A 19085-nucleotide genomic window follows, 5' to 3' on the forward strand; every position below is an offset into this window, starting at 1 on the left:
GTTCCAGGAGCACCCCCATGGCTACCGTCCCCGTCACCGATGCCACGTTCGATACCGAGGTTCGCGCCTCCGACATTCCCGTCGTCGTCGACTTCTGGGCCGAATGGTGCGGCCCCTGCCGCCAGATCGGCCCGGCGCTCGAAGAGCTCTCAGAAGAGCTCAACGGCAAGGTCAAGTTCGTGAAGGTCAACGTGGACGAGAACCCCGCCTCGCCCTCGCAGCTTGGCGTGCGCGGCATTCCGGCGCTGTTCCTGTTCAAGGATGGCGAGGTCGTCTCCAACAAGATCGGCGCCGCACCGAAGGCCTCGCTGGCCAGCTGGATCGCCGGCGCGGTCTGATTTCGGCCACAGGTCCTGACGAAGGGGCGCCCAGGCGGCGCCCTTTTGCATTTCGCGAAGATATTGATTTCAAACGCGACTTTCCGGCCAGGCAATACAACCGCAGGCCGTCATGGCCACGGGATGACCTTTCGCTTTGCACATGTGCGCCGCGATTGAGACGCAATCCCCCGGGATCAAGGACCCCGTTCCGTCATCCTCTCAGGGGGCCTGCCTTACCATGAAGACCTACGAGTTCCTCGCGCGTCGAAACTGGCCGAAGAGCTATACCGGGAAGATCCTCCTCGTCAGCTTCCTCGGCGTCCACGTCCCGATGATCGGCGCGGTCACCTATGTGCTGCTCGCCGATCCCACGCCGTTTTCGCAGGAAATCGGCATCCTGCTGGCCATGCTCGCCGCCACCCTTCTCGGCACCGCCGGCACGATGCTGGTGATGAATGCGCTTCTCGCCCCCGTTGTGGCGGCGACCAACGCGGCCGAGGGCTACCTGCGCGAGCGCAAGACCCCGCGGATGCCGACCCGCTACACCGACAGCGCGGGCGTGCTGATGGCCAGCGTCCAGGAATGCATCACCCGCCTCGACAGCGCGCTGGCCACCACCGAATACCAGCGCGAGGAGCTGGCCCGCGACCATTCCGAGAAGTTCAAGATGCTCGCCGGAATGCGGCACGACTTCCGCACGCCGCTGACCCATATCCTGGGTTTCGCCGAGCTGATGAAGTCGGAGGCGATCGGCCCGCTCGGCAACAAGGCCTATCATTCCTACCTGGAAAAGATCGGCGACTCCGGCCGCGACCTGCTGCAGACGCTGCAATCCGTGCTCGACCTCTCCGATGGCGAGGCCCGCCGCCAGCTCGACGAGGACAGCGAAAGCTTCGACATCGTCGCCATGGCGCGGGACGCGGTCAGCCTCGAACACCTCCACGCCGAGAAATGCGATATCGCCGTCTCGGTGGAAGCCCCGGCCGAACTGGCGCTCTACTCGGTGAGATCCGTGATGAAGAACCTGCTGGGCACGCTGCTGGACGCCACGATCACCGGCACCCCGGCCGGCCGCAGCGTCACCCTGCGGGTGAGCGAGGGCGGCTTCGGCACCTGTCTGGTGGCCGAAAGCCACGGCGGCCAGCTCTGCATCGAGGACGTGCCCGCCAACCTCGCCCATTTCTTCGGCACGCTGCCCAGTTCGGCCGGTGCGCCTTCGGCCAGGGCGGAGACCTCGACGCCGCTTACCGTGCGGCTGACCCTGATCGCGACGCTCGCCAAGGCCATCGGCGCCGAGCTGGCGATGGACCAGACCGCGGGCGAGGGCTTCCGCATCGCCGTCACCCTGCAGCCGCATCAGGCAGGCTACGCGATCGCCGCCGAATAGCCCCGCCCACGGGCACAGACGGAACCGCCGCCGGGGCCCGTGGCTCCGGCGGTTTTCCTTTGCAATCTGGCCGCTTCGGCCTCCCGCCCTTGCCCCTCAGCGCCCCGCCAGCCATATAGGCCGAAAGACAGGAGGCCCCTATGGCGGACGACAAATTCCCCGGCTGGCACGGCACGACGATCATCGCCGTGCGGCGCAACGGCAAGGTCGTGGTGGCGGGCGACGGGCAGGTGAGCCTCGGCAACACGGTGATCAAGGGCTCCGCCCGCAAGGTCCGCCGCCTCTCCCCCGGCGGGCGCGACATCGTCGCGGGCTTCGCCGGCTCCACCGCCGACGCCTTCACCCTGCTGGAGCGGCTGGAGAAGAAGCTCGAGGGCGCCTCGGGCCAGCTCGCCCGCGCCTGCGTCGAGCTCGCAAAGGACTGGCGGACGGACAAGTACCTCCAGAAGCTCGAGGCCATGCTGATCGTCACCGACGGCAAGGACCTCCTCGTCGTCACCGGCGCGGGCGACGTGCTGGAACCCGAAAATGACATCGCGGCCATCGGCTCCGGCGGCAACTTCGCGCTGGCCGCCGCCCGCGGCCTGATGGAGACGGACCTCGACGCCGAGGCCATCGCCCGCCGCGCCATGGCCATCGCGGCCGATATCTGCGTCTACACCAACGGCAACCTGACCGTCGAAGCCATCTCCGCCTGACCCCCCTGCATTTCCCGGCCGAACCCCTTCGGGGACGGCCCCCGGGGCGCGCGGGCGCCGCCGCCCCCTTGGACTCACCGGCCCGGATGCGTAGATGACAGGGCCAAGGAGACCCGAATGACCGACCTGACCCCCCGCGAGATCGTCTCAGAGCTTGACCGCTTCATCATCGGCCAGAAGGAAGCCAAGCGCGCCGTCGCCGTTGCGCTGCGCTCCCGCTGGCGCCGGCGCCAGCTCGACGGCGAGCTGCGCGACGAGGTCTATCCCAAGAACATCCTGATGATCGGCCCCACCGGCGTCGGCAAGACCGAGATCTCGCGCCGTCTCGCCCGCCTTGCCCGCGCGCCCTTCATCAAGGTCGAGGCGACGAAGTTCACCGAGGTCGGCTATGTCGGCCGCGATGTCGAACAGATCATCCGCGACCTGGTCGACAGCGCCATCCAGATGGTGCGCGAACACATGCGCGAAGACGTGAAGGCCAAGGCCCATTCCGCCGCGGAGGAGCGCGTGATCGAGGCCGTCGCCGGAACGGACGCGCGCGAACAGACGCGCGAGATGTTCCGCAAGAAGCTGCGCGACGGCGAGCTTGACGGCACGATGATCGAGCTCGACGTCCCTGACACGTCCAACCCGATGCCGATGTTCGAGATCCCCGGCCAGCCCGGCGCCAACATGGGCATGATGAACCTCGGCGACATCTTCGGAAAGGCCTTCGGCGGCCGCAAGACCCGCCGCCGGATGACCGTCGCCGACAGCTACGAGATCCTGCTTTCCGAAGAGGCCGACAAGCTTCTGGACGACGAGACCGTCAACCGCGCCGCGCTCGAAGCGGTGCAGGAAAACGGCATCGTCTTCCTCGACGAGATCGACAAGGTCTGCGCCCGCGCCGACGCCCGCGGCGCCGATGTCTCGCGCGAAGGCGTGCAGCGCGACCTCCTGCCGCTGATCGAGGGCACGACGGTCTCGACCAAGTACGGCGCGGTGAAGACCGATCACATCCTTTTCATCGCCTCCGGCGCTTTCCACATCGCAAAGCCTTCGGACCTTTTGCCGGAACTGCAGGGCCGCCTGCCGATCCGCGTCGAGCTGCGCGACCTGACCGAAGGCGATTTCGTCCGCATCCTGACGGAGACGGACAACGCCCTGACCCGGCAATATACCGCGCTCCTGGCGACCGAGGGCGTAACCGTCACCTTCAGCGAAGACGGCATCGCGGCGCTGGCCCGGATCGCCGCGGAAGTGAACCGCAGCGTGGAAAACATAGGCGCCCGGCGGCTCTACACCGTCATGGAGCGGGTGTTCGAAGAGCTCAGCTTCACCGCCCCCGACCGCTCTGGCGAGGCGATCACCGTCGATGCCGCCTTCGTCGACAAGAACCTGGGCGAGCTGACCAAGAGCACCGACATCAGCCGCTACGTGCTCTAGCGGCCAGCCGCGCGTCCCGCGCGGAAGGGCCGGCAGGGGGCCGCCACCCGGCCCCGGCCGCGCCCTTGACCCCGCCTCGTCCACAGGCGCATATCGCCTTCACCCGCGCCCCTGCCGGCAAGGTCCATGGTGAAGCCGCTCGCAAAGGCCCTCCTCATCCTTCTGCTTCTCGCCGCCGCGGCCCTTGCGACGGCGCTCTACGCGACGCCCTCCGTCTCTGACGCGCGGGCCCGGGCCGACGCCCGCGCGCAGCTCCACGGCGGGATCACCCCCGCACCAGCACCGCCCCGGCGCTTCGTCACCGCGCTGGTCGCGACCGAGGATCAGCGGTTCTTCTCGACGCTCGACCCCGGCATCGATCCTTTCGCGGTGTTCCGCGTCGGGGTGGAAACGCTCGCCGGGCACCACGGCGATCTCGGCGGCAGCACGATCACTCAGCAGCTGGCCAAGATGCTTTACAGCCCGCATCGCCGGGACCTCGCCGCCAAGCTGCGCGAGGTGGCGCTGGCGCTGAAGCTCAGCGCCACCTATTCCCGGCCCGAGATCCTCGCGATGTATGCCAATGTCGCCTATTACGGCGATCGCTATTACGGGCTGACCGCTGCCGCCTGCGGCTATTTCGGCAAGCGGCCGGCGGATCTCAGCTGGGCCCAGGCGGCGATGCTGGCTGGCGCCGTCAACGCCCCTTCCTTCGACGATCCCCGGCGGCACCCGGACCATGCGCGCGCCCGGCAGGCGCATGTCTTTTCCCGCCTCGTCGCCGTCGGCGCGCTCACCCCGGCAGAGGCGGCGGCCGCCCGCGCGGAACCGCTGGGCCTGGTTCCCCGTGGCACCGGCTGCACCGGCTAGGCCGAAACGCCGGTGCGATGCGGTGACAAAGCGGTGCAAAAGCGGTGCTATTACGGTATCGGTTTTTTGGAGCGCTCCCAATCGGTTGACCCCATTTTCTCGGCGCAGCTCAGCTCCGCCGCGCGCGCCTGAAACCCTTCGTTAACCGGCGCGCTGGCCATGGCGGCGCGCCTGTCGTATCCGTGAGGGGCGGAAGGGAAGAGGAGCCGGGGCCATGCGGATCATCCTGTCGCTCTGCTGCGCGGTGCTTCTTGCGGCCTGCGCCCCACGCGGGCAGATCACGCTCGACCCCGCCGCCGCGACGCTCGGCGACGCCCGCCCGATCTTCGTCGGCACCACCCGCCAGCTCGACCCCGTCACCGGCCAGTTCACCAGCGCCCGCAGCGCGCAGGTGGATTACGCCCGGCTCACCGTCTCGGTCCCGCCGGAGCGGGCGCTCGGCACCATCACCTACCCGCCCGAGGGGCAGAAACCCAATGCCGCCAAAGACTTCCTGACCACCGCCGAGACGCTCTACCCCGGCCCCACCGCGTTCCGCGCGGCTCTCGCCAAGGCCCTCGCCGCCCGGCCCGCGGCCCAGCGAGAGGCAATGGTCTATGTCCACGGCTTCAACAACACCTTCGCCGAAAGCGTCTACCGGCTGGCCCAGATCAGCCACGACCTCGCGGTGCCTGCGGTGCCGGTCGCCTATGCCTGGCCCTCCGCCGCCAATCCGCTCGCCTATGCCTACGATCGCGACAGCGTCCTCTTCGCCCGCGACGGGCTGGAGCGGCTCCTGACCCAGATCGCCCGCGCCGGCGCCCGCCGGATCCTGCTCGTCGGCCATTCCGTCGGTTCCGAACTGGTGATGGAGGTGCTGCGCCAGATGCGTCTCGACGGCAACCGGGCCGTCATGTCCCGCCTCTCCGGCGTGGTGCTGATCTCCCCCGATCTCGACGTCGACGTCTTCCGGTCCGAGGCCCTCCGCATAGGCCAACTACCTCAGCCCTTCGTCATCTTCACCTCGCGCCGGGACCGTGCGCTGGCGCTGGCCGCGCGGCTGACGGGGGAACGGCAGCGGCTCGGCAACCTTACCGATGTGAAGCGGCTGGAGGATCTGAAGGTGACGGTTCTGGAAGTCGGCGCCTTCTCGCAGGGTGTGGGGCATTTCACCGCCGCCACCTCGCCCGCGCTGATCCGGATTCTTCAGCGGGTCAATGACTTGAACCAGGCCTACGCGCTTGATCCCGCCGCCCGGCTGGGGCTTCTGCCGGGCGCGGTGCTGAGCGTGCGCAAGGCGACGCAAGTGGTTCTGATCCCGCGCGGGGCGCCCTGATCGGGCTCAGCGCGGCCGGCGGAGATAGACGTAGAACGCCCCGGCCCCGCCATGGCGCAGATGCGCCTCGGTCACCTGCAGCACCACCGGCGCCAGCGGCGCCTGGGCCAGCCAATGCGGCACCTGCCGGCGCAGCGCGCCCGGCCGCTCGAAGAGCGTTGGCCCCTCGGCACCGCCCCGGCCCTTGCCGGTTATCACCAGAACCAGCCGAAGACCCGCCGCGTGGGCGTCGAGGATGAAGCCGTTCAGCCGCGGATGCGCCTCGGCAAGCGTCATTCCGTGCAGGTCGATCCGGGCCTCGGGCGCAAGTTTGCCGCGGCGCATCTTGGTGTGGGTCTTGGCATCCATCCGCAGCGGCGGCGGGGCCGGGCGCTCTACCGCCGGCGCGGCGGCGGCCGGGGCTGGGCGGCGCTGCGGGGCCGTCTTCCGCGCTGGCTCGGTCTGCGGCGGCGCTTCGGGGGCGGGCGCCACCGCCGCCTCTGTCAGACGGCCACGCTGGCGGTGAAGCGGGGCGACGGTACCTGCCACCGACCGCCACAACGCTTCTTCCTCCGGCGACAGCCCGCGTGGCGGGCGGCGCCTCATTCCCGCGCCTCCGCCATGGTCACTTCGATGGGCTTGAGCACATACATCCGCCCCGGATCGCGCATCCGCCCGGCAATCCGGCCCGCCTTCGGACCGGAGCCGATGAAGACATCTGCCCGCCATGGCCCCTTGATCGCGGTACCGGCATCCTGCGCCACCATCAGCCGGTGCATTGGATGCGCCCCGCCGATCGACACCCAGACCGGCGCGCCAAGCGGCACATAGCGCGGATCGACGGCGAGGCTGCGGCCCGCTGTCACCGGCACATGCATCGCGCCGTAGGGGCCAAGGTTGGCCGGAAGGTGCAGTCTGTGAAAGAACACAAAGGAGGGGTTCGACCACAGCAACGCCTGGCCCTCCTCCGGATGGGCCCGCACCCAGTGGGCGATGGACTGCGCCGAGACGGCGGAGGCCGGCAGCAGCCCGCGCCGTGCCATCTCTCGCCCGACGGAGCGGTAGGGCTGGCCATTCTTGGCGGCGAACCCAACGCGCATAACCGTGCCATCGGGCAGCAGCAGGCGGCCCGAGCCCTGAATCTGCAGGAAGAAGACCTCCACCGGATCGGCAAGCCAGGCAAGTTCCAGCCCGCGGCCCTTCAGAAGGCCCCGGGATTCGATCGCCTTGCGGCTATACCAGCGGTGGCCCGGCACAAGCTCTGGCGGCTTGGCGTAGATTGGATAGGCAAACCGCGCCGTCCGAACGGGCGAGGCCGCGATCTCCGGTTCGTAATAGCCGGTGAAAAGCGTGCGGCGGCCCGTGCCGACCCGCTCGAGCCGGAAGTATCGCTCGAAAAAGGCCCGGGCATCGCCGGCTTGCGACGCAGCGTCGCAGGCCTCGCGCCAGGCCGGGCGCTCCATCTGCGGGCAGCTTTTTCGAAACGCAGCCAGCGCCGCCGCCTGATCGTCGGCGGACCAGCCGACCAGGTCGTGAAACCGAAGCGGCTTCGCCCGTCCCGGCGCGGCGGGCCCGAGGGTCACCGCGGCAAGCGCCGTGATGAGCGCGGCGCGGCGGGCACGTCTCATTCCCCGGTTTCGGCCAGCTGCCAGTTCGGATCGGAGGCGCCCATCTTGCGCGAGAAGGTCCAGACGTCCTTCTGGCGGCGGATCTCCTGCGGATCGCCTTCTACGATATCGCCCTTCGCGTCACGCACGACCGAGGTGATCTCGCCCACGAAGCGGACGCTGATCTCTGCGGTGCGGGAGGCCTCGTCAAAGCTGGCCTCGGTCAGCGCGATCTCGCGGATTCCGATGAAATTCGCTTCGATCACAAGGCCCTTGGCCTTCCGGCTGTCGACGATTTCGTGGAAGCTCGCCGCGACCTGCGGCGAAAGGAAGCGTTCGACCGGGGCAAGATCGCCGTTCTGGAAGGCCATCAGGATCATCTCGTAGGCACCCCGCGCGCCGCGCAGGAATTCGCCGACGCCAAAGCTCGGCTCCACCCGCTTCATCGCGGCGAGCGCCATGGCGGCGGGGCTGCCCGCGGTCACGTGATCGGTGATGTCGTCATCGCCGGCGCCCGGGGTCGTGTTGACGAGCCGCGGCACCGGTCGCTCAGTCTTGTCGGGCGCCACCGGCAGGGCAGGGCGCTCGAACCCGTCGCGGGTGCCAAGAACGCTCTTGAGCCGCAGGATCAGGAAGATCGCGACCCCCGCGAGCACGATGAGCTGTATGATGGCGCTGTTCATCAAGACCTCGTTAGCCTATCCGGGTTGGTATCCGCGGCCTGCGTTTCCTATGTAGGGTACGTGTGCCGGCAAGTCTACCTCGGCCCCGGCTGACAAGGAGTTCATGGATGCCCATTCTGGCCCTTCTGGTGCTGCTTCCGATGATCGAAATCGGACTTTTCGTCACGCTCGGCGCCTGGATCGGGCTGTGGGGTACGCTGGGCATCGTTCTTGCCAGCGCGCTTCTGGGTGCCTCGGTGATCCGGCGTCAGGGTTTCGTGACCATGCTGGAGGTGCGCGAGGCGCTGCAGATGCGCCGCGATCCCGGTCCGAAGCTGGCCGATGGCGCCCTGACGGTGCTGGCGGGCGTGCTGCTGATCGTGCCGGGCTTCTTCACGGATGCGGTCGGGCTTCTGCTACTGGTCCCGCCGCTTCGGGCGGCGGTGATCGCATGGGGCGGGCGCAACATGCGGCTTCGCGGAATGGTGATCCAGTCGGGCCCGCAATCGCGCACGCAGGGCGACACGCGGCATGCCGACGCGTCGGCCGACACCATCGACGGCGACTTCTTCGAGGTCGACCCCTCCAAGCGGCCCACGCATCGGCCCTCTGGCTGGACACGGCATTGAATTGAGGGCCCCGCGCCCGCGCGCGGCATTGAGGCGGCCCCCCGGCCCTGCTAAGGAAGGCGCCGACACCGCGTTAAGACGCCTTTCCAACAGGAGATCCCGATGTCCGACAACGGCGCCGAGGCCGAGGGCCAACAGGTCCAGATGCAAATCCTCGCCCAGTTCATCCGCGACATTTCGTTCGAGAACGTGCTTGCCCAGAAGGGCATCCAGGGCGACCAGGTGACGCCGGACATCCAGGTGCAGGTCAGCCTCGACGCGCGCCGCCGCCCGGTGGATAACCAGTTCGAGGTGATCTCGAAATACCGCGTGGAGTCGAAGAACCAGGACTCCGGCGAGATGCTGTTCCTGCTGGAGCTGGAATATTCGGGCATCTTCCACGTCGAGGGCATCCCGGATGATCAGCTGCACCCGTTCCTGCTGATCGAATGCCCGCGGCTGCTGTTCCCTTACGTCCGTCGCATCGTCGGCGACATGACGACGGATGGCGGCTTCCCGCAGCTGAACCTCGACATGATCGACTTCATGGCACTCTACCGCCAGGAAATGGAGCGGCAGCAGGCCGTCGAAGGCGCCGCGCGCCCGTCCTGAACGCCCGCCTAGGCGCGCTTCAGCCAGATCGCGTCGCCGCCCAACCCCTCGATGAAGGCGGCATGGGCGGCGGACTCCTCCTCTGTGATCCGGGGGGAGAGGGGCTGCGGCCGCGGCCCCGGGCGCCAGTCCGCCTCGGCCCTGCCGCCGGTCGTGGCCCCCGTGCTGGCTGTCAGCCCGAAATCCGGCTGTCGCCCGCCGATCAGCTCCAGATAGACCTCTGCCAGGATCTCGCTGTCGAGCAGCGCGCCGTGCTTCTCGCGCGCCGAATTGTCGATGCCGAAGCGGCGGCAGAGCGCGTCGAGAGAGGCCGGCGCGCCAGGAAACCTGGAGCGCGCAATTGCCAGGGTGTCGAGCGCCTGGCTCATGGGCAGGGTGGGCAGTCCGGCCCAGCCCAGCTCCGCGTTAAGGAATTTCATGTCGAAGCTGGCGTTGTGGATCACCAGCTTTGCGTCGCCGACGAACTCCAGGAACTTCGGGCCGATCGCCTTGAACTTCGGCTTGCCGCGCAGGAAGTCGTCGCCGAGGCCGTGGACCTCGAATGCCTCGGTCGGCATCGCGCGCTCGGGGTCCAGATATTCGTGGAAGGTCTGGCCGGTCGGCATGTGGTTGAACAGCTCGACCGCGCCGATTTCCACGATCCGATGCCCCTCGGAGGGCTCGAAGCCGGTGGTTTCGGTGTCCAGAACGATCTCACGCATGGCGGCCCCCAATTCTCTTCACCAAGGCTCGCACGGCGGCGCGGGCCTCTTCAAGCCCGACCGTCTCGATCACGCAGTCCGCCCGGCGGCGCTTCTCTTCATCCGGCATCTGGCGGGCAAGGATCGCCTCCAATGCCGCCTCTGTCATGCCCGGGCGGGCCAGGACGCGGGCGCGCTGCGCCTCTGCGGGGGCGGAGACGACGAGAACCCCGTCAAGCGCGGCCTCGGCCCCGGTCTCGAAAAGCAGCGGAATGTCGAGAAGGAGGAGCGGCGCACTGCCATGCTCGGCGATGAATGCGGTGCGGTCGGCGGCAACGAGGGGATGAACGGCAGCTTCGATCCGCGCAAGCGCTGAACGATCGTTCGCAATCCATTCCTTCAGCGCGGCACGGTCCACGGCGCCGTCCTTGACCACCGCCGCGTGCAGGGATGCGAGGGCAGGGACAGCGGCCCCGCCCCTGGCGTACAGGCGGCGCACGGCCTCGTCCGCGTCCCAGACCGGCACGCCTTCCTCGGCGAAGAACCCGGCGGTGGTCGTCTTTCCCATGCCGATGGAGCCGGTGAGGCCCAGTAGGTAAGGCCGGCTCATGCCCCCAGGATCGCCTGCCGGGTGTCCTCATCGACATCCGGGCGTTTTCCGAACCAACGTTCGAATCCGGGCGCGGCCTGATGCAGGAGCATCCCGAGCCCGTCCACGGCGATGGCGCCGCGCGCCTCCGCCTCGTCAAGGAAATGCGTGCGCAGAGGAGTGTAGACGAGGTCGTTGACCACCGCGCCAGGCTTCAGCGCGTCGAGCGGGATCTTGAATTCAGGCTTTCCCACCATGCCGAGTGAGGAGGCGTTCACGACGGTCGCGCAATCCTCCATCATGTTGCCGGCCTGCACCCAATCGTAAACCGAAAGTTTGGCGCCGAAGTCGCTACGCAGCGTCTCGGCCCTGAGGCGGGTGCGGTTGGAGATGCGGATCTCCGGCACGCCGACCTCGATCAGCGCAGCAATCACCGCGCGGGCCGCGCCGCCGGCGCCGATCACCGCGGCGGGGCCGGATTGCGGATCCCAGTTCGGCGCGTGCTGGCGGAGGTTGGCAATGAAGCCTGCGCCATCGGTGTTGTCGGCGTGGATGCGCCCGTCCTTGCGAAAGATCAGCGTGTTCGCTGCCCCAATCAGCGCTGCCCGGTCAGTAACGATATCGGCGATCTTCAGCACGGCTTCCTTGTGCGGAATCGTAACGTTGGCGCCGACGAACCCCATCATCGGCATCGTGCCCAGCACCTGCCGCAGGTCCATATGCGCCACATCAATCGGAATGTAGCTGCCCTTCAGATCGTAACGTTTCAGCCAATAAGCGAAGAGGGCCGGCGAGCGGCTATGCGCGACCGGCGAGCCGATGACCGCGGCCAGTGGAATCCGGTTGTCCTCGTTCATGCCGCGATCACTCCGCGGCGGCCGAGGTAACCCAGAAGCTCGATCAGCGGCAGACCCAATATGGTGAAATAATCCCCCTCGATCCGCTCCATCAGCCGCACCCCCTCTTCTTCCAGTTTATAGGCCCCAACGGATTCGCCGATGCTTGGCCAGTTGTGCGCCAGATAATCATCCAGGAACGTGTCCGAAAAGCGTCGCATCGTCAGGCGCGCCACCCCGACATGCCGCCAGACGGGTTTTCCGGCCTCGTATAGAACCGCCGCCGAGAGGAGGCGATGTGTCTTCCCGCGCAGCCGGGCCAGCTGCTCGCGCGCAGCCTCGGGGCTTTCGGGCTTTGCAAAGACTTCACCGCCTTCCTCCAGCACTTGATCACAGCCGAGGACCATGCGTCCCTCCAGTCGCTCCGCGATCTTGCGCGCCTTCATCTCTGCCAGCGTATCGGCAAGGTCGCGCGGCGGGGCGCCCTCGGCCTCCATCGCGGTGCGGATCGCTTCCTCGTCCACCCGGGCGGGTATCGCCTCCACCTCCAGCCCGGCACGCCGCAACATCTCCGCGCGGATCACGGACCCGGAGGCGAGGACGAAGGCAGGGGACATGTGCATTGTCCTGTGGATGGTCCGGCGCATCACGCGGGGGTAAGCGGGGCGCCGCGGGGGTGGGGCGGGTTCGTTGGCCCTCTTCTCACGCAGAATGCCGCGCTTGTCCACGGGTGCGCAATTTTCACGGATGGGTGTGGGCGACAGGTCATCCTGAGCCCCGAAGGGCGATTCCATACACAGTGCGATAGCGTCATATTTTACTGTATATTACTGATAAATATATACAAAATATAAAACAGGTATTGCGGAGACAAGTTTTCCCAGAGTTTTACACAGCCGTGCCCCTGTGGATGGGATCATGGGAAAGTCGGGAAATCCCGTCCTCCACAGCCCCTATTACATCATTCTCTTTAAGATTCTTATTTGATTAGTAGGAGGCGCAGATTGCACTGAAAGGACCCAGATGTACGACTTCCTCGCCAGCTACTACCCGTGGATCAAGGCGGCGCATGTGGTCTCTGTCATCACCTGGATGGCCGGGATCTTCTATTTGCCGCGTCTCTTCGTCTACCACGTTGAGGGCTATGAGAAGAAAGGGGTGGAGCCGGGGTCCGACATGGACCTGCTGTTCCAGCGCCAGGAGCGGCTTCTGCTTCGGGCGATCATGAACCCCGCGATGATCGCGACCTGGGTCTTCGGGCTGATGCTGGTCTTCACGCCGGGGATCGTTTCGTGGTCGATGATCTGGCCTTGGACCAAGGCGGCCGGGGTGCTGACGATGACCTGGTTCCACCACTGGCTCGGCCGTCGGCGCAAGGAATTCGCCCGAGGCGAGAACCGGTTGAGCGGCCGGACCTACCGGATGATGAACGAAGTTCCCACGATCCTTCTGCTCGTCATCGTCTTCTCGGTGATCGTGAAATTCTGACAAGCGTTGACTTTTAGGCCCATGGGCCTTAGCTGACGGGAAAACGGGGCCGTCCGGCCTGCAGTGTTTCCCATTCATAATCGACGCGGCTGCCTCCTGCGGCCAATCTCTAGTGGTATTCCCCATGACCCAATCCCTGAACCTCGCCGACCTCAAGGCCCACAGCCCTGCGGACCTTCTTTCGATGGCCGAGGAACTGGATATCGAAAACGCCCCCTCCATGCGGAAGGGCGAGATGATGTTCCAGATCCTCAAGGAACGGGCGGAGGAAGGCTGGGAGATCTCCGGCGACGGCGTGCTTGAGGTGGTCCAGGACGGCTTCGGCTTCCTGCGTTCGCCCGAGGCCAACTATCTACCCGGCCCCGACGACATCTACGTTTCGCCAGATACCATCCGCCAGTTCAGCCTGCGGACGGGCGACACGATCGAGGGCGTGATCCAGGCCCCGCGTGAGAACGAGCGCTATTTCTGCATGACCAAGGTCACGCAGATCAACTTCGACGATCCGGAGCGCGCCCGCCACAAGGTCCACTTCGACAACCTGACGCCGCTTTACCCCGATGAGCGGCTGAAGATGGAAATCGAGGATCCGACGATCAAGGACCGTTCGGCCCGGATCATCGACCTCGTGGCCCCGATAGGTAAGGGCCAGCGGGCCCTCATCGTTGCCCCGCCGCGCACCGGTAAGACGGTTCTTCTGCAGAACATCGCCCGCTCCGTCGAGGTGAACCACCCGGAATGCTACCTGATTGTGCTTCTGATCGACGAGCGTCCCGAGGAAGTCACCGACATGCAGCGCAGCGTGAAGGGGGAGGTCGTCTCCTCCACCTTCGACGAGCCCGCCACCCGGCACGTCGCCGTGGCGGAGATGGTAATCGAAAAGGCCAAGCGCCTTGTCGAGCATAAACGCGACGTGGTCATCCTGCTGGACTCCATCACCCGCCTGGGCCGCGCCTTCAACACCGTCGTTCCCAGCTCGGGCAAGGTGCTGACCGGCGGTGTCGATGCGAACGCGCTGCAGCGTCCGAAGCGGTTCTTCGGTGCCGCGCGCAACATCGAGGAGGGCGGTTCTCTGACCATCATCGCGACCGCGCTGATCGATACCGGCTCGCGCATGGACGAGGTGATCTTCGAAGAATTCAAGGGCACGGGTAACTCCGAAATCGTGCTCGACCGCAAGGTGGCCGACAAGCGCGTCTTCCCTGCGATGGACATCCTCAAGTCCGGTACCCGGAAGGAGGACCTGCTGGTCGAGAAGACCGATCTGCAGAAGATGTACGTCCTGCGCCGCATCCTGAACCCGATGGGCACGACGGACGCGATCGAGTTCCTTATTTCCAAGCTCAAGCAGACGAAGACGAATTCCGAGTTCTTCGACTCCATGAACTCCTGATTTGTTGTTATAAAACAACAGGTTATTATGGATACGATCTACGCCCTGGCCAGCGCCCGCGGCAAGGCGGGCGTGGCGGTTCTTCGCATTTCCGGCCCCGCCGCCTTCGCGGCGGCAAAGGCGCTTGCGGGCGCGCTGCCACCCCCGCGGCAGGCCGGGCTCAGGCGTCTGAACGATGCGGGCGGCGAGATGCTGGACGAGGCGCTCGTGCTCACCTTCGCCGAGGGCGCCAGTTTCACCGGGGAGCCGGTGGTAGAGCTGCATCTTCACGGCAGCCCGGCGATCACCGCCGCCGTTCTTGGGGCCCTGGGGCAGGATCCCGGCCTCCGCCTCGCCGAGCCGGGCGAATTCACCCGTCGCGCGCTGGAGAATGGCCGGCTGGACCTCGCCCAGGTCGAGGGCCTCGCCGATCTGATCGAGGCGGAGACCGAGGCGCAGCGCCGCCAGGCGCAACGCGTCCTCTCTGGTGCCGTGGGCCAACGCGCCGAGGATTGGCGCCGCCGCCTCATCCGCGCCGCCGCACTTCTGGAGGCGACCATCGATTTCGCGGATGAGGATGTGCCGGTCGATGTCACCCCCGAGGTCCTTGAACTGATCGACGGCGTGGCGGCGGAACTGGTTCGGGAGGCAGAGGGCGCCAGCGTTTCCGAGCGGATCCGCGACGGGTTCGAGGTCGCCATTGTCGGCCGTCCGAATGCCGGCAAATCCACGCTGTTGAACGCGCTGGCGGGGCGGGAGGCCGCGATTACTTCGGAATTCGCCGGGACGACGCGGGATGTGATCGAGGTGCGGATGGACCTTACGGGGCTTCCGGTCACGGTGCTCGACACCGCCGGCCTGCGTAGTACGGAGGACGCCGTGGAAACCATCGGCGTGGCCCGGGCAGTCGACCGTGCGCGGCAGGCCGATCTGCGAATCTTCCTGTGCGATGAGGCAGGGCTTCCCGATGAGCTGTCGCCCGTGGCAGGCGACTTGATCGTGCAGGGCAAGGCCGACGTGTTCCCGGGGGACGGTCTGCGGATTTCCGGGAAGACGGGGCAGGGCGTTGGAGAACTCATTGCCCGGATTTCCGAGGCCCTGGCCACCCGCGCGGCCGGGGCGGCCACGATCACGCGCGAGCGCCACCGTTTGGCGGTGATCCGCGCCATCGGGGCTATGGAATCGGCGCGGCTTGAGGTATTGGAAGGACAGGGCCGGGCAGAGCTGGCCGCAGAAGCGTTGCGCGGTGCGATCCGGGCACTTGATTCACTCGTCGGCAGGGTGGATGTAGAGCACCTCCTCGACGAAATCTTCGCGAGCTTCTGCATCGGCAAGTAAGGAGTGTTTCACGTGAAACATTTTGACGTCGTCGTCATCGGCGGTGGCCACGCCGGCGCGGAGGCGGCCCACGCGGCCGCCCGGCTTGGTGCGCGCACGGCGCTGGTGACGCTCCGGCGCGCAGATATTGGGGTAATGTCCTGCAATCCTGCTATTGGTGGCCTCGGCAAGGGGCACCTTGTGCGGGAGATCGACGCGATGGACGGCGTTATGGGCCGGTTGGCCGACCGTGCCGGCATCCAGTTCCGCCTGTTGAACCGCCGCAAGGGCCCCGCTGTTCAAGGCCCGCGCGCCCAGGCTGATCGCGCACTCTACCGCGCGGCCATGCGCGAGGAAACCGAATCGCGCGCCGGCCTGACGCTGATCGAAGGCGAGGCAGCCGACCTGATCCAGGAGGGCGTGCGCGTCACAGGCCTTCGTCTGGCCGACGGGACCGCGCTCACCGCGACCGCCGTGGTGCTGACCACCGGCACCTTCCTGCGCGGCACCATCCACATCGGCGATGTTCGCCGGCCCGGCGGGCGGATGGGCGACCGCCCGTCCATCGCGCTGGCTGAACGTATCCGGGATATGGGCCTGCCGCTCGGCCGGCTGAAGACCGGCACACCGCCCCGGCTCGATGGCCGGACGATCCATTGGGATGCACTCGGGTCCCAGCCTGGTGACGAGGATCCGGTCCTCTTCTCCTTCCTCAACCGCGCGCCGTTCGTGCGCCAGGTCGCGTGCGGGATCACCCACACGACCGAGGCGACGCACGAGATCATACGGGCCAACCTCTCCCGCTCCGCGATGTACGGTGGTCACATCGAAGGCGTGGGTCCGCGTTACTGCCCCTCGATCGAGGACAAGGTGGTGCGGTTTTCAGACAAGACCTCCCACCAGATTTTCCTTGAGCCAGAAGGGCTTGATGATCCGACGGTCTATCCCAACGGCATCTCCACCTCGCTCCCCGAGGAGGTGCAGGAGGCCTATGTGCGCTCTATCCCGGGGCTGGAGGATGTCCGCATCCTGCAACCCGGCTACGCGATTGAATACGATTACGTCGACCCCCGTGCCCTCCGGTCGACGCTGGAAGTGAAGGCCGCACCGGGCCTCTTCCTCGCCGGTCAGATCAACGGCACCACGGGCTACGAGGAGGCAGCCGCCCAGGGCCTTGTCGCCGGCCTCAACGCCGCGCTGCAGGCGCAGGGCAGGGCGCCCGCGCTTTTCCCACGCTCCGGCAGCTACATCGGCGTGATGGTGGATGACCTCGTGACCCGAGGCGTGACGGAACCCTATCGGATGTTCACATCGCGCGCCGAGTTCCGCTTGTCGCTTCGCGCGGACAACGCGGACCAGCGCCTCACGCCGATGGCGGAGGAGATCGGCTGCCTGGGCGAGACGCGCCGCCGCGCCTTTGGTGAGAAGATGGACGCACTCACCGCAGGCCGCTCGCAGCTCGAATCGTTGGCCTACACGCCGAAGCAGCTCGTCGCCGCGGGCATTGCCGTCAACCAGGACGGCCAGCGCCGCAGCGGGTATGATCTGCTTTCCTATTCCGGCGTGACCTTCGATCACCTTGTCGCCCTCGCGCCGGAACTTTCCGGGATCGACGCTGAGGCTCGAGAGCAGCTCGCCCGCGACGCGCTCTACGCCGTCTATCTGGAGCGGCAGAAGCAGGACGTGGAGGCCATGCGCCGCGATGAGGGGCAGGAGATCCCGGAGGGCTTCGATTACTCCGTCCTGTCCGGCCTATCCAATGAACTCAAGGCCAAGCTGGAACGCATCCAGCCGCGCACGCTCGCCCAGGCGGGACGCGTCGAGGGGATGACTCCGGCGGCGCTCACCCTGATCCTCGCGCGCCTGCGTCAGTCGCAGCGGCGGACGGCCCGATGCTGATGCAGGTGGCCGAGGCTTTTCGGGATCGTCCGGATGTTTCACGTGAAACATTGGCGCGGCTTGAGGCCTATGCCGCCTTGCTCCAGCGCTGGAACCCGAAGATCAACCTCGTCTCCCGCGCTTCGCTCCCGGAACTCTGGACGCGCCACTTCGTTGATTCGGCGCAACTTTTTGCGCTTTGCCCGCCGGGTGCGCGGCATTGGGCAGATCTCGGAAGCGGCGGCGGATTTCCAGGCCTCGTCGTCGCCACGCTCGCGGCAGAGGTCGCGCCCGACCTGAGCGTGACATTGGTTGAAAGCGATGGCCGCAAGGCCGCGTTCCTTGCCACTGCCGCGCGAGAGCTTGGCCTGACCGTCGATGTGAGGGCCGAGCGCATCGAGGCGCTCCCGCCGCTTGGTGCGGACGTGCTGTCCGCCCGTGCCCTGGCATCGCTCGATGTGCTGCTTGGCTTTGCCGACCGCCACCTCGCCCCCACCGGCCGCGCGCTTTTTCCCAAAGGCGCCCGGGCAGAGGAGGAGATCACCGAGGCCCGCCGCCACTGGGTCTTCGATCTGACGCGCCATCCCAGCCAGACCGCCGAAGACGGCGTCATTCTAGAAATTGGAGCCATCTCCCATGCCTGATCCGCATCGCGACCCCACCCGCCCGCCGGGCGCCCGGATCATCGCCGTCGCCAACCAGAAGGGCGGGGTGGGCAAGACCACGACCGCCATCAACCTTGGCGCGGCGCTCGCCGAACGCGGGTTGAAGGTTCTTTTGGTCGATCTCGATCCGCAGGGCAACGCCTCTACTGGGCTGGGTGTCATGGCGGCAAACCGGGGGATGACCACCTACGACTTGATCCTCGACGAGGCGCCGCTACAGGATGTGGTGATTCCGACCGCGGTGAAGAATCTCTGGATCTGTCCGTCGACGACGGATCTGTCCTCGGCGGATATCGAGCTTGTGGCCAATGAGAAGCGCAGCTTTCTGCTGCACGACGCGCTTCGCCAGCCCGCGGCCGACCGCTATGCCTTCGATTACATGCTGATCGACTGCCCGCCCTCGCTGAGCTTGCTGACGCTGAACGCGCTCGTCGCCGCGCAATCCGTCCTGGTGCCGCTGCAAAGCGAATTCTTCGCGCTCGAAGGCCTTTCGCAGCTCATGCTCACCATCCGCGAAGTGCGCCAGTCCGCCAATCCGAACCTGCGGATCGAGGGCGTGCTGCTGACAATGTACGATGGCCGCAACAACCTGTCGCAACAGGTCGAGTCGGACGCGCGAGAGAACCTGGGCGACCTCGTCTTCAAGACGATCGTTCCCCGCAACGTCCGCGTCAGCGAGGCGCCGTCTTACGCGCTGCCGGTTCTCGCCTACGACGGGGGATCGCGCGGCAGCGAGGCCTATCGGGATCTCGCGGAAGAAATGATGCGGCGCCATGGCGCCGCGGCCTGAGGAGAGCA

The 19085-nt window shown here is 66.9% G+C and carries 21 protein-coding genes; 14 read left to right on the forward strand and 7 right to left on the reverse strand.

Going from position 1 to position 19085, the window contains the following annotated elements; all coding sequences use genetic code 11:
* The first annotated feature begins 17 nt into the window (after positions 1–17).
* From trxA to EIP85_RS06390, 6 genes are all read left to right on the forward strand, one after another.
* Positions 18–338 carry a thioredoxin gene (gene trxA, locus EIP85_RS06365; RefSeq protein ID WP_127901326.1) on the forward strand — a complete coding sequence of 107 codons (321 nt, stop codon included), beginning with the start codon at positions 18–20 and terminating at the stop codon, positions 336–338.
* Positions 339–558: 220 nt separating this feature from the next.
* On the forward strand, positions 559–1707 hold the full coding sequence (locus tag EIP85_RS06370; protein WP_164871655.1) for a sensor histidine kinase: 1149 nt from the start codon (positions 559–561) through the stop codon (positions 1705–1707).
* A 140-nt stretch (positions 1708–1847) separates the two neighbouring features.
* Positions 1848–2405 (forward strand): ATP-dependent protease subunit HslV, encoded by a 558-nt coding sequence (gene hslV / locus EIP85_RS06375; RefSeq protein ID WP_127901328.1) that lies wholly within the window; start codon positions 1848–1850, stop codon positions 2403–2405.
* A gap of 117 nt (positions 2406–2522) precedes the next feature.
* Positions 2523–3830, forward strand: coding sequence for an ATP-dependent protease ATPase subunit HslU (hslU, locus tag EIP85_RS06380; protein WP_127901329.1), 1308 nt, complete (start codon positions 2523–2525; stop codon positions 3828–3830).
* Positions 3831–3956: 126 nt separating this feature from the next.
* Positions 3957–4679 (forward strand): biosynthetic peptidoglycan transglycosylase, encoded by a 723-nt coding sequence (locus tag EIP85_RS06385; protein ID WP_127901330.1) that lies wholly within the window; start codon positions 3957–3959, stop codon positions 4677–4679.
* A gap of 214 nt (positions 4680–4893) precedes the next feature.
* Positions 4894–5994 carry an alpha/beta hydrolase gene (locus EIP85_RS06390; RefSeq protein WP_127901331.1) on the forward strand — a complete coding sequence of 367 codons (1101 nt, stop codon included), beginning with the start codon at positions 4894–4896 and terminating at the stop codon, positions 5992–5994.
* 6 nt (positions 5995–6000) lie between these two features.
* On the opposite strand, the gene EIP85_RS06395 is transcribed toward EIP85_RS06390, so the two are convergent.
* The 3 genes from EIP85_RS06395 to EIP85_RS06405 are packed head-to-tail and all read right to left on the reverse strand — an operon-like array spanning position 6001 to position 8263.
* Positions 6001–6579, reverse strand: coding sequence for a Smr/MutS family protein (locus EIP85_RS06395; protein ID WP_127901332.1), 579 nt, complete (start codon positions 6577–6579; stop codon positions 6001–6003).
* On the reverse strand, positions 6576–7601 hold the full coding sequence (gene mltA, locus EIP85_RS06400) for a murein transglycosylase A (RefSeq protein ID WP_127901333.1): 1026 nt from the start codon (positions 7599–7601) through the stop codon (positions 6576–6578). The genes EIP85_RS06395 and mltA overlap by 4 nt, the downstream gene beginning before the upstream one ends.
* A complete protein-coding gene (locus EIP85_RS06405) occupies positions 7598–8263 on the reverse strand; it encodes a Tim44/TimA family putative adaptor protein (RefSeq protein ID WP_127901334.1) in 666 nt (221 codons plus the stop codon). Before EIP85_RS06405 ends, mltA begins: the two co-directional genes overlap by 4 nt.
* Before the next feature lie 107 nt (positions 8264–8370).
* On the opposite strand from EIP85_RS06405, the gene EIP85_RS06410 reads away from it, so the two are divergent.
* Both EIP85_RS06410 and secB read left to right on the forward strand, forming a co-directional pair.
* Entirely contained in the window at positions 8371–8871 is a 501-nt protein-coding gene (locus EIP85_RS06410) for an FxsA family protein (RefSeq protein ID WP_127901335.1), read from the forward strand.
* A gap of 102 nt (positions 8872–8973) precedes the next feature.
* Positions 8974–9462 carry a protein-export chaperone SecB gene (gene secB / locus EIP85_RS06415; protein ID WP_127901336.1) on the forward strand — a complete coding sequence of 163 codons (489 nt, stop codon included), beginning with the start codon at positions 8974–8976 and terminating at the stop codon, positions 9460–9462.
* A gap of 8 nt (positions 9463–9470) precedes the next feature.
* Here secB and dnaQ read toward each other — a convergent pair whose 3' ends face one another.
* Genes dnaQ through EIP85_RS06435 form a run of 4 tightly spaced genes read right to left on the reverse strand, consistent with a single transcriptional unit; the run spans position 9471 to position 12184 of the window.
* Positions 9471–10163: a DNA polymerase III subunit epsilon gene (gene dnaQ / locus EIP85_RS06420; protein ID WP_127901337.1), complete on the reverse strand. Its 693-nt coding sequence runs from the start codon at positions 10161–10163 to the stop codon at positions 9471–9473.
* A complete protein-coding gene (coaE, locus tag EIP85_RS06425) occupies positions 10156–10752 on the reverse strand; it encodes a dephospho-CoA kinase (RefSeq protein ID WP_127901338.1) in 597 nt (198 codons plus the stop codon). Before coaE ends, dnaQ begins: the two co-directional genes overlap by 8 nt.
* A complete protein-coding gene (locus EIP85_RS06430) occupies positions 10749–11588 on the reverse strand; it encodes a shikimate dehydrogenase (RefSeq protein WP_127901339.1) in 840 nt (279 codons plus the stop codon). Before EIP85_RS06430 ends, coaE begins: the two co-directional genes overlap by 4 nt.
* Complete coding sequence (locus EIP85_RS06435; RefSeq protein ID WP_127901340.1) at positions 11585–12184, reverse strand: Maf family protein; 600 nt, start codon at positions 12182–12184, stop codon at positions 11585–11587. The genes EIP85_RS06430 and EIP85_RS06435 overlap by 4 nt, the downstream gene beginning before the upstream one ends.
* A 406-nt stretch (positions 12185–12590) precedes the next feature.
* On the opposite strand from EIP85_RS06435, the gene hemJ reads away from it, so the two are divergent.
* The 6 genes from hemJ (at position 12591) to EIP85_RS06465 (ending at position 19077) form a co-directional block, all read left to right on the forward strand.
* Complete coding sequence (gene hemJ / locus EIP85_RS06440) at positions 12591–13055, forward strand: protoporphyrinogen oxidase HemJ (protein WP_127901341.1); 465 nt, start codon at positions 12591–12593, stop codon at positions 13053–13055.
* 124 nt (positions 13056–13179) lie between these two features.
* Positions 13180–14448 carry a transcription termination factor Rho gene (gene rho / locus EIP85_RS06445; protein WP_127901342.1) on the forward strand — a complete coding sequence of 423 codons (1269 nt, stop codon included), beginning with the start codon at positions 13180–13182 and terminating at the stop codon, positions 14446–14448.
* Between the two features lie 27 nt (positions 14449–14475).
* Complete coding sequence (mnmE, locus tag EIP85_RS06450) at positions 14476–15765, forward strand: tRNA uridine-5-carboxymethylaminomethyl(34) synthesis GTPase MnmE (protein ID WP_127901343.1); 1290 nt, start codon at positions 14476–14478, stop codon at positions 15763–15765.
* Between the two features lie 3 nt (positions 15766–15768).
* Positions 15769–17643, forward strand: a complete 1875-nt coding sequence (gene mnmG, locus EIP85_RS06455; protein ID WP_127901344.1) for a tRNA uridine-5-carboxymethylaminomethyl(34) synthesis enzyme MnmG — start codon at positions 15769–15771, stop codon at positions 17641–17643.
* The gene (gene rsmG, locus EIP85_RS06460; protein WP_127901345.1) at positions 17637–18266 is read left to right on the forward strand and encodes a 16S rRNA (guanine(527)-N(7))-methyltransferase RsmG; all 630 of its coding nucleotides are present in this window, start codon (positions 17637–17639) and stop codon (positions 18264–18266) included. The genes mnmG and rsmG overlap by 7 nt, the downstream gene beginning before the upstream one ends.
* Complete coding sequence (locus EIP85_RS06465) at positions 18259–19077, forward strand: ParA family protein (RefSeq protein ID WP_127901346.1); 819 nt, start codon at positions 18259–18261, stop codon at positions 19075–19077. Before rsmG ends, EIP85_RS06465 begins: the two co-directional genes overlap by 8 nt.
* The last annotated feature ends 8 nt before the right edge of the window (positions 19078–19085 follow it).

It is taken from the genome of Solirhodobacter olei (assembly GCF_004010155.1).
GTDB lineage: Bacteria > Pseudomonadota > Alphaproteobacteria > Rhodobacterales > Rhodobacteraceae > Solirhodobacter > Solirhodobacter olei.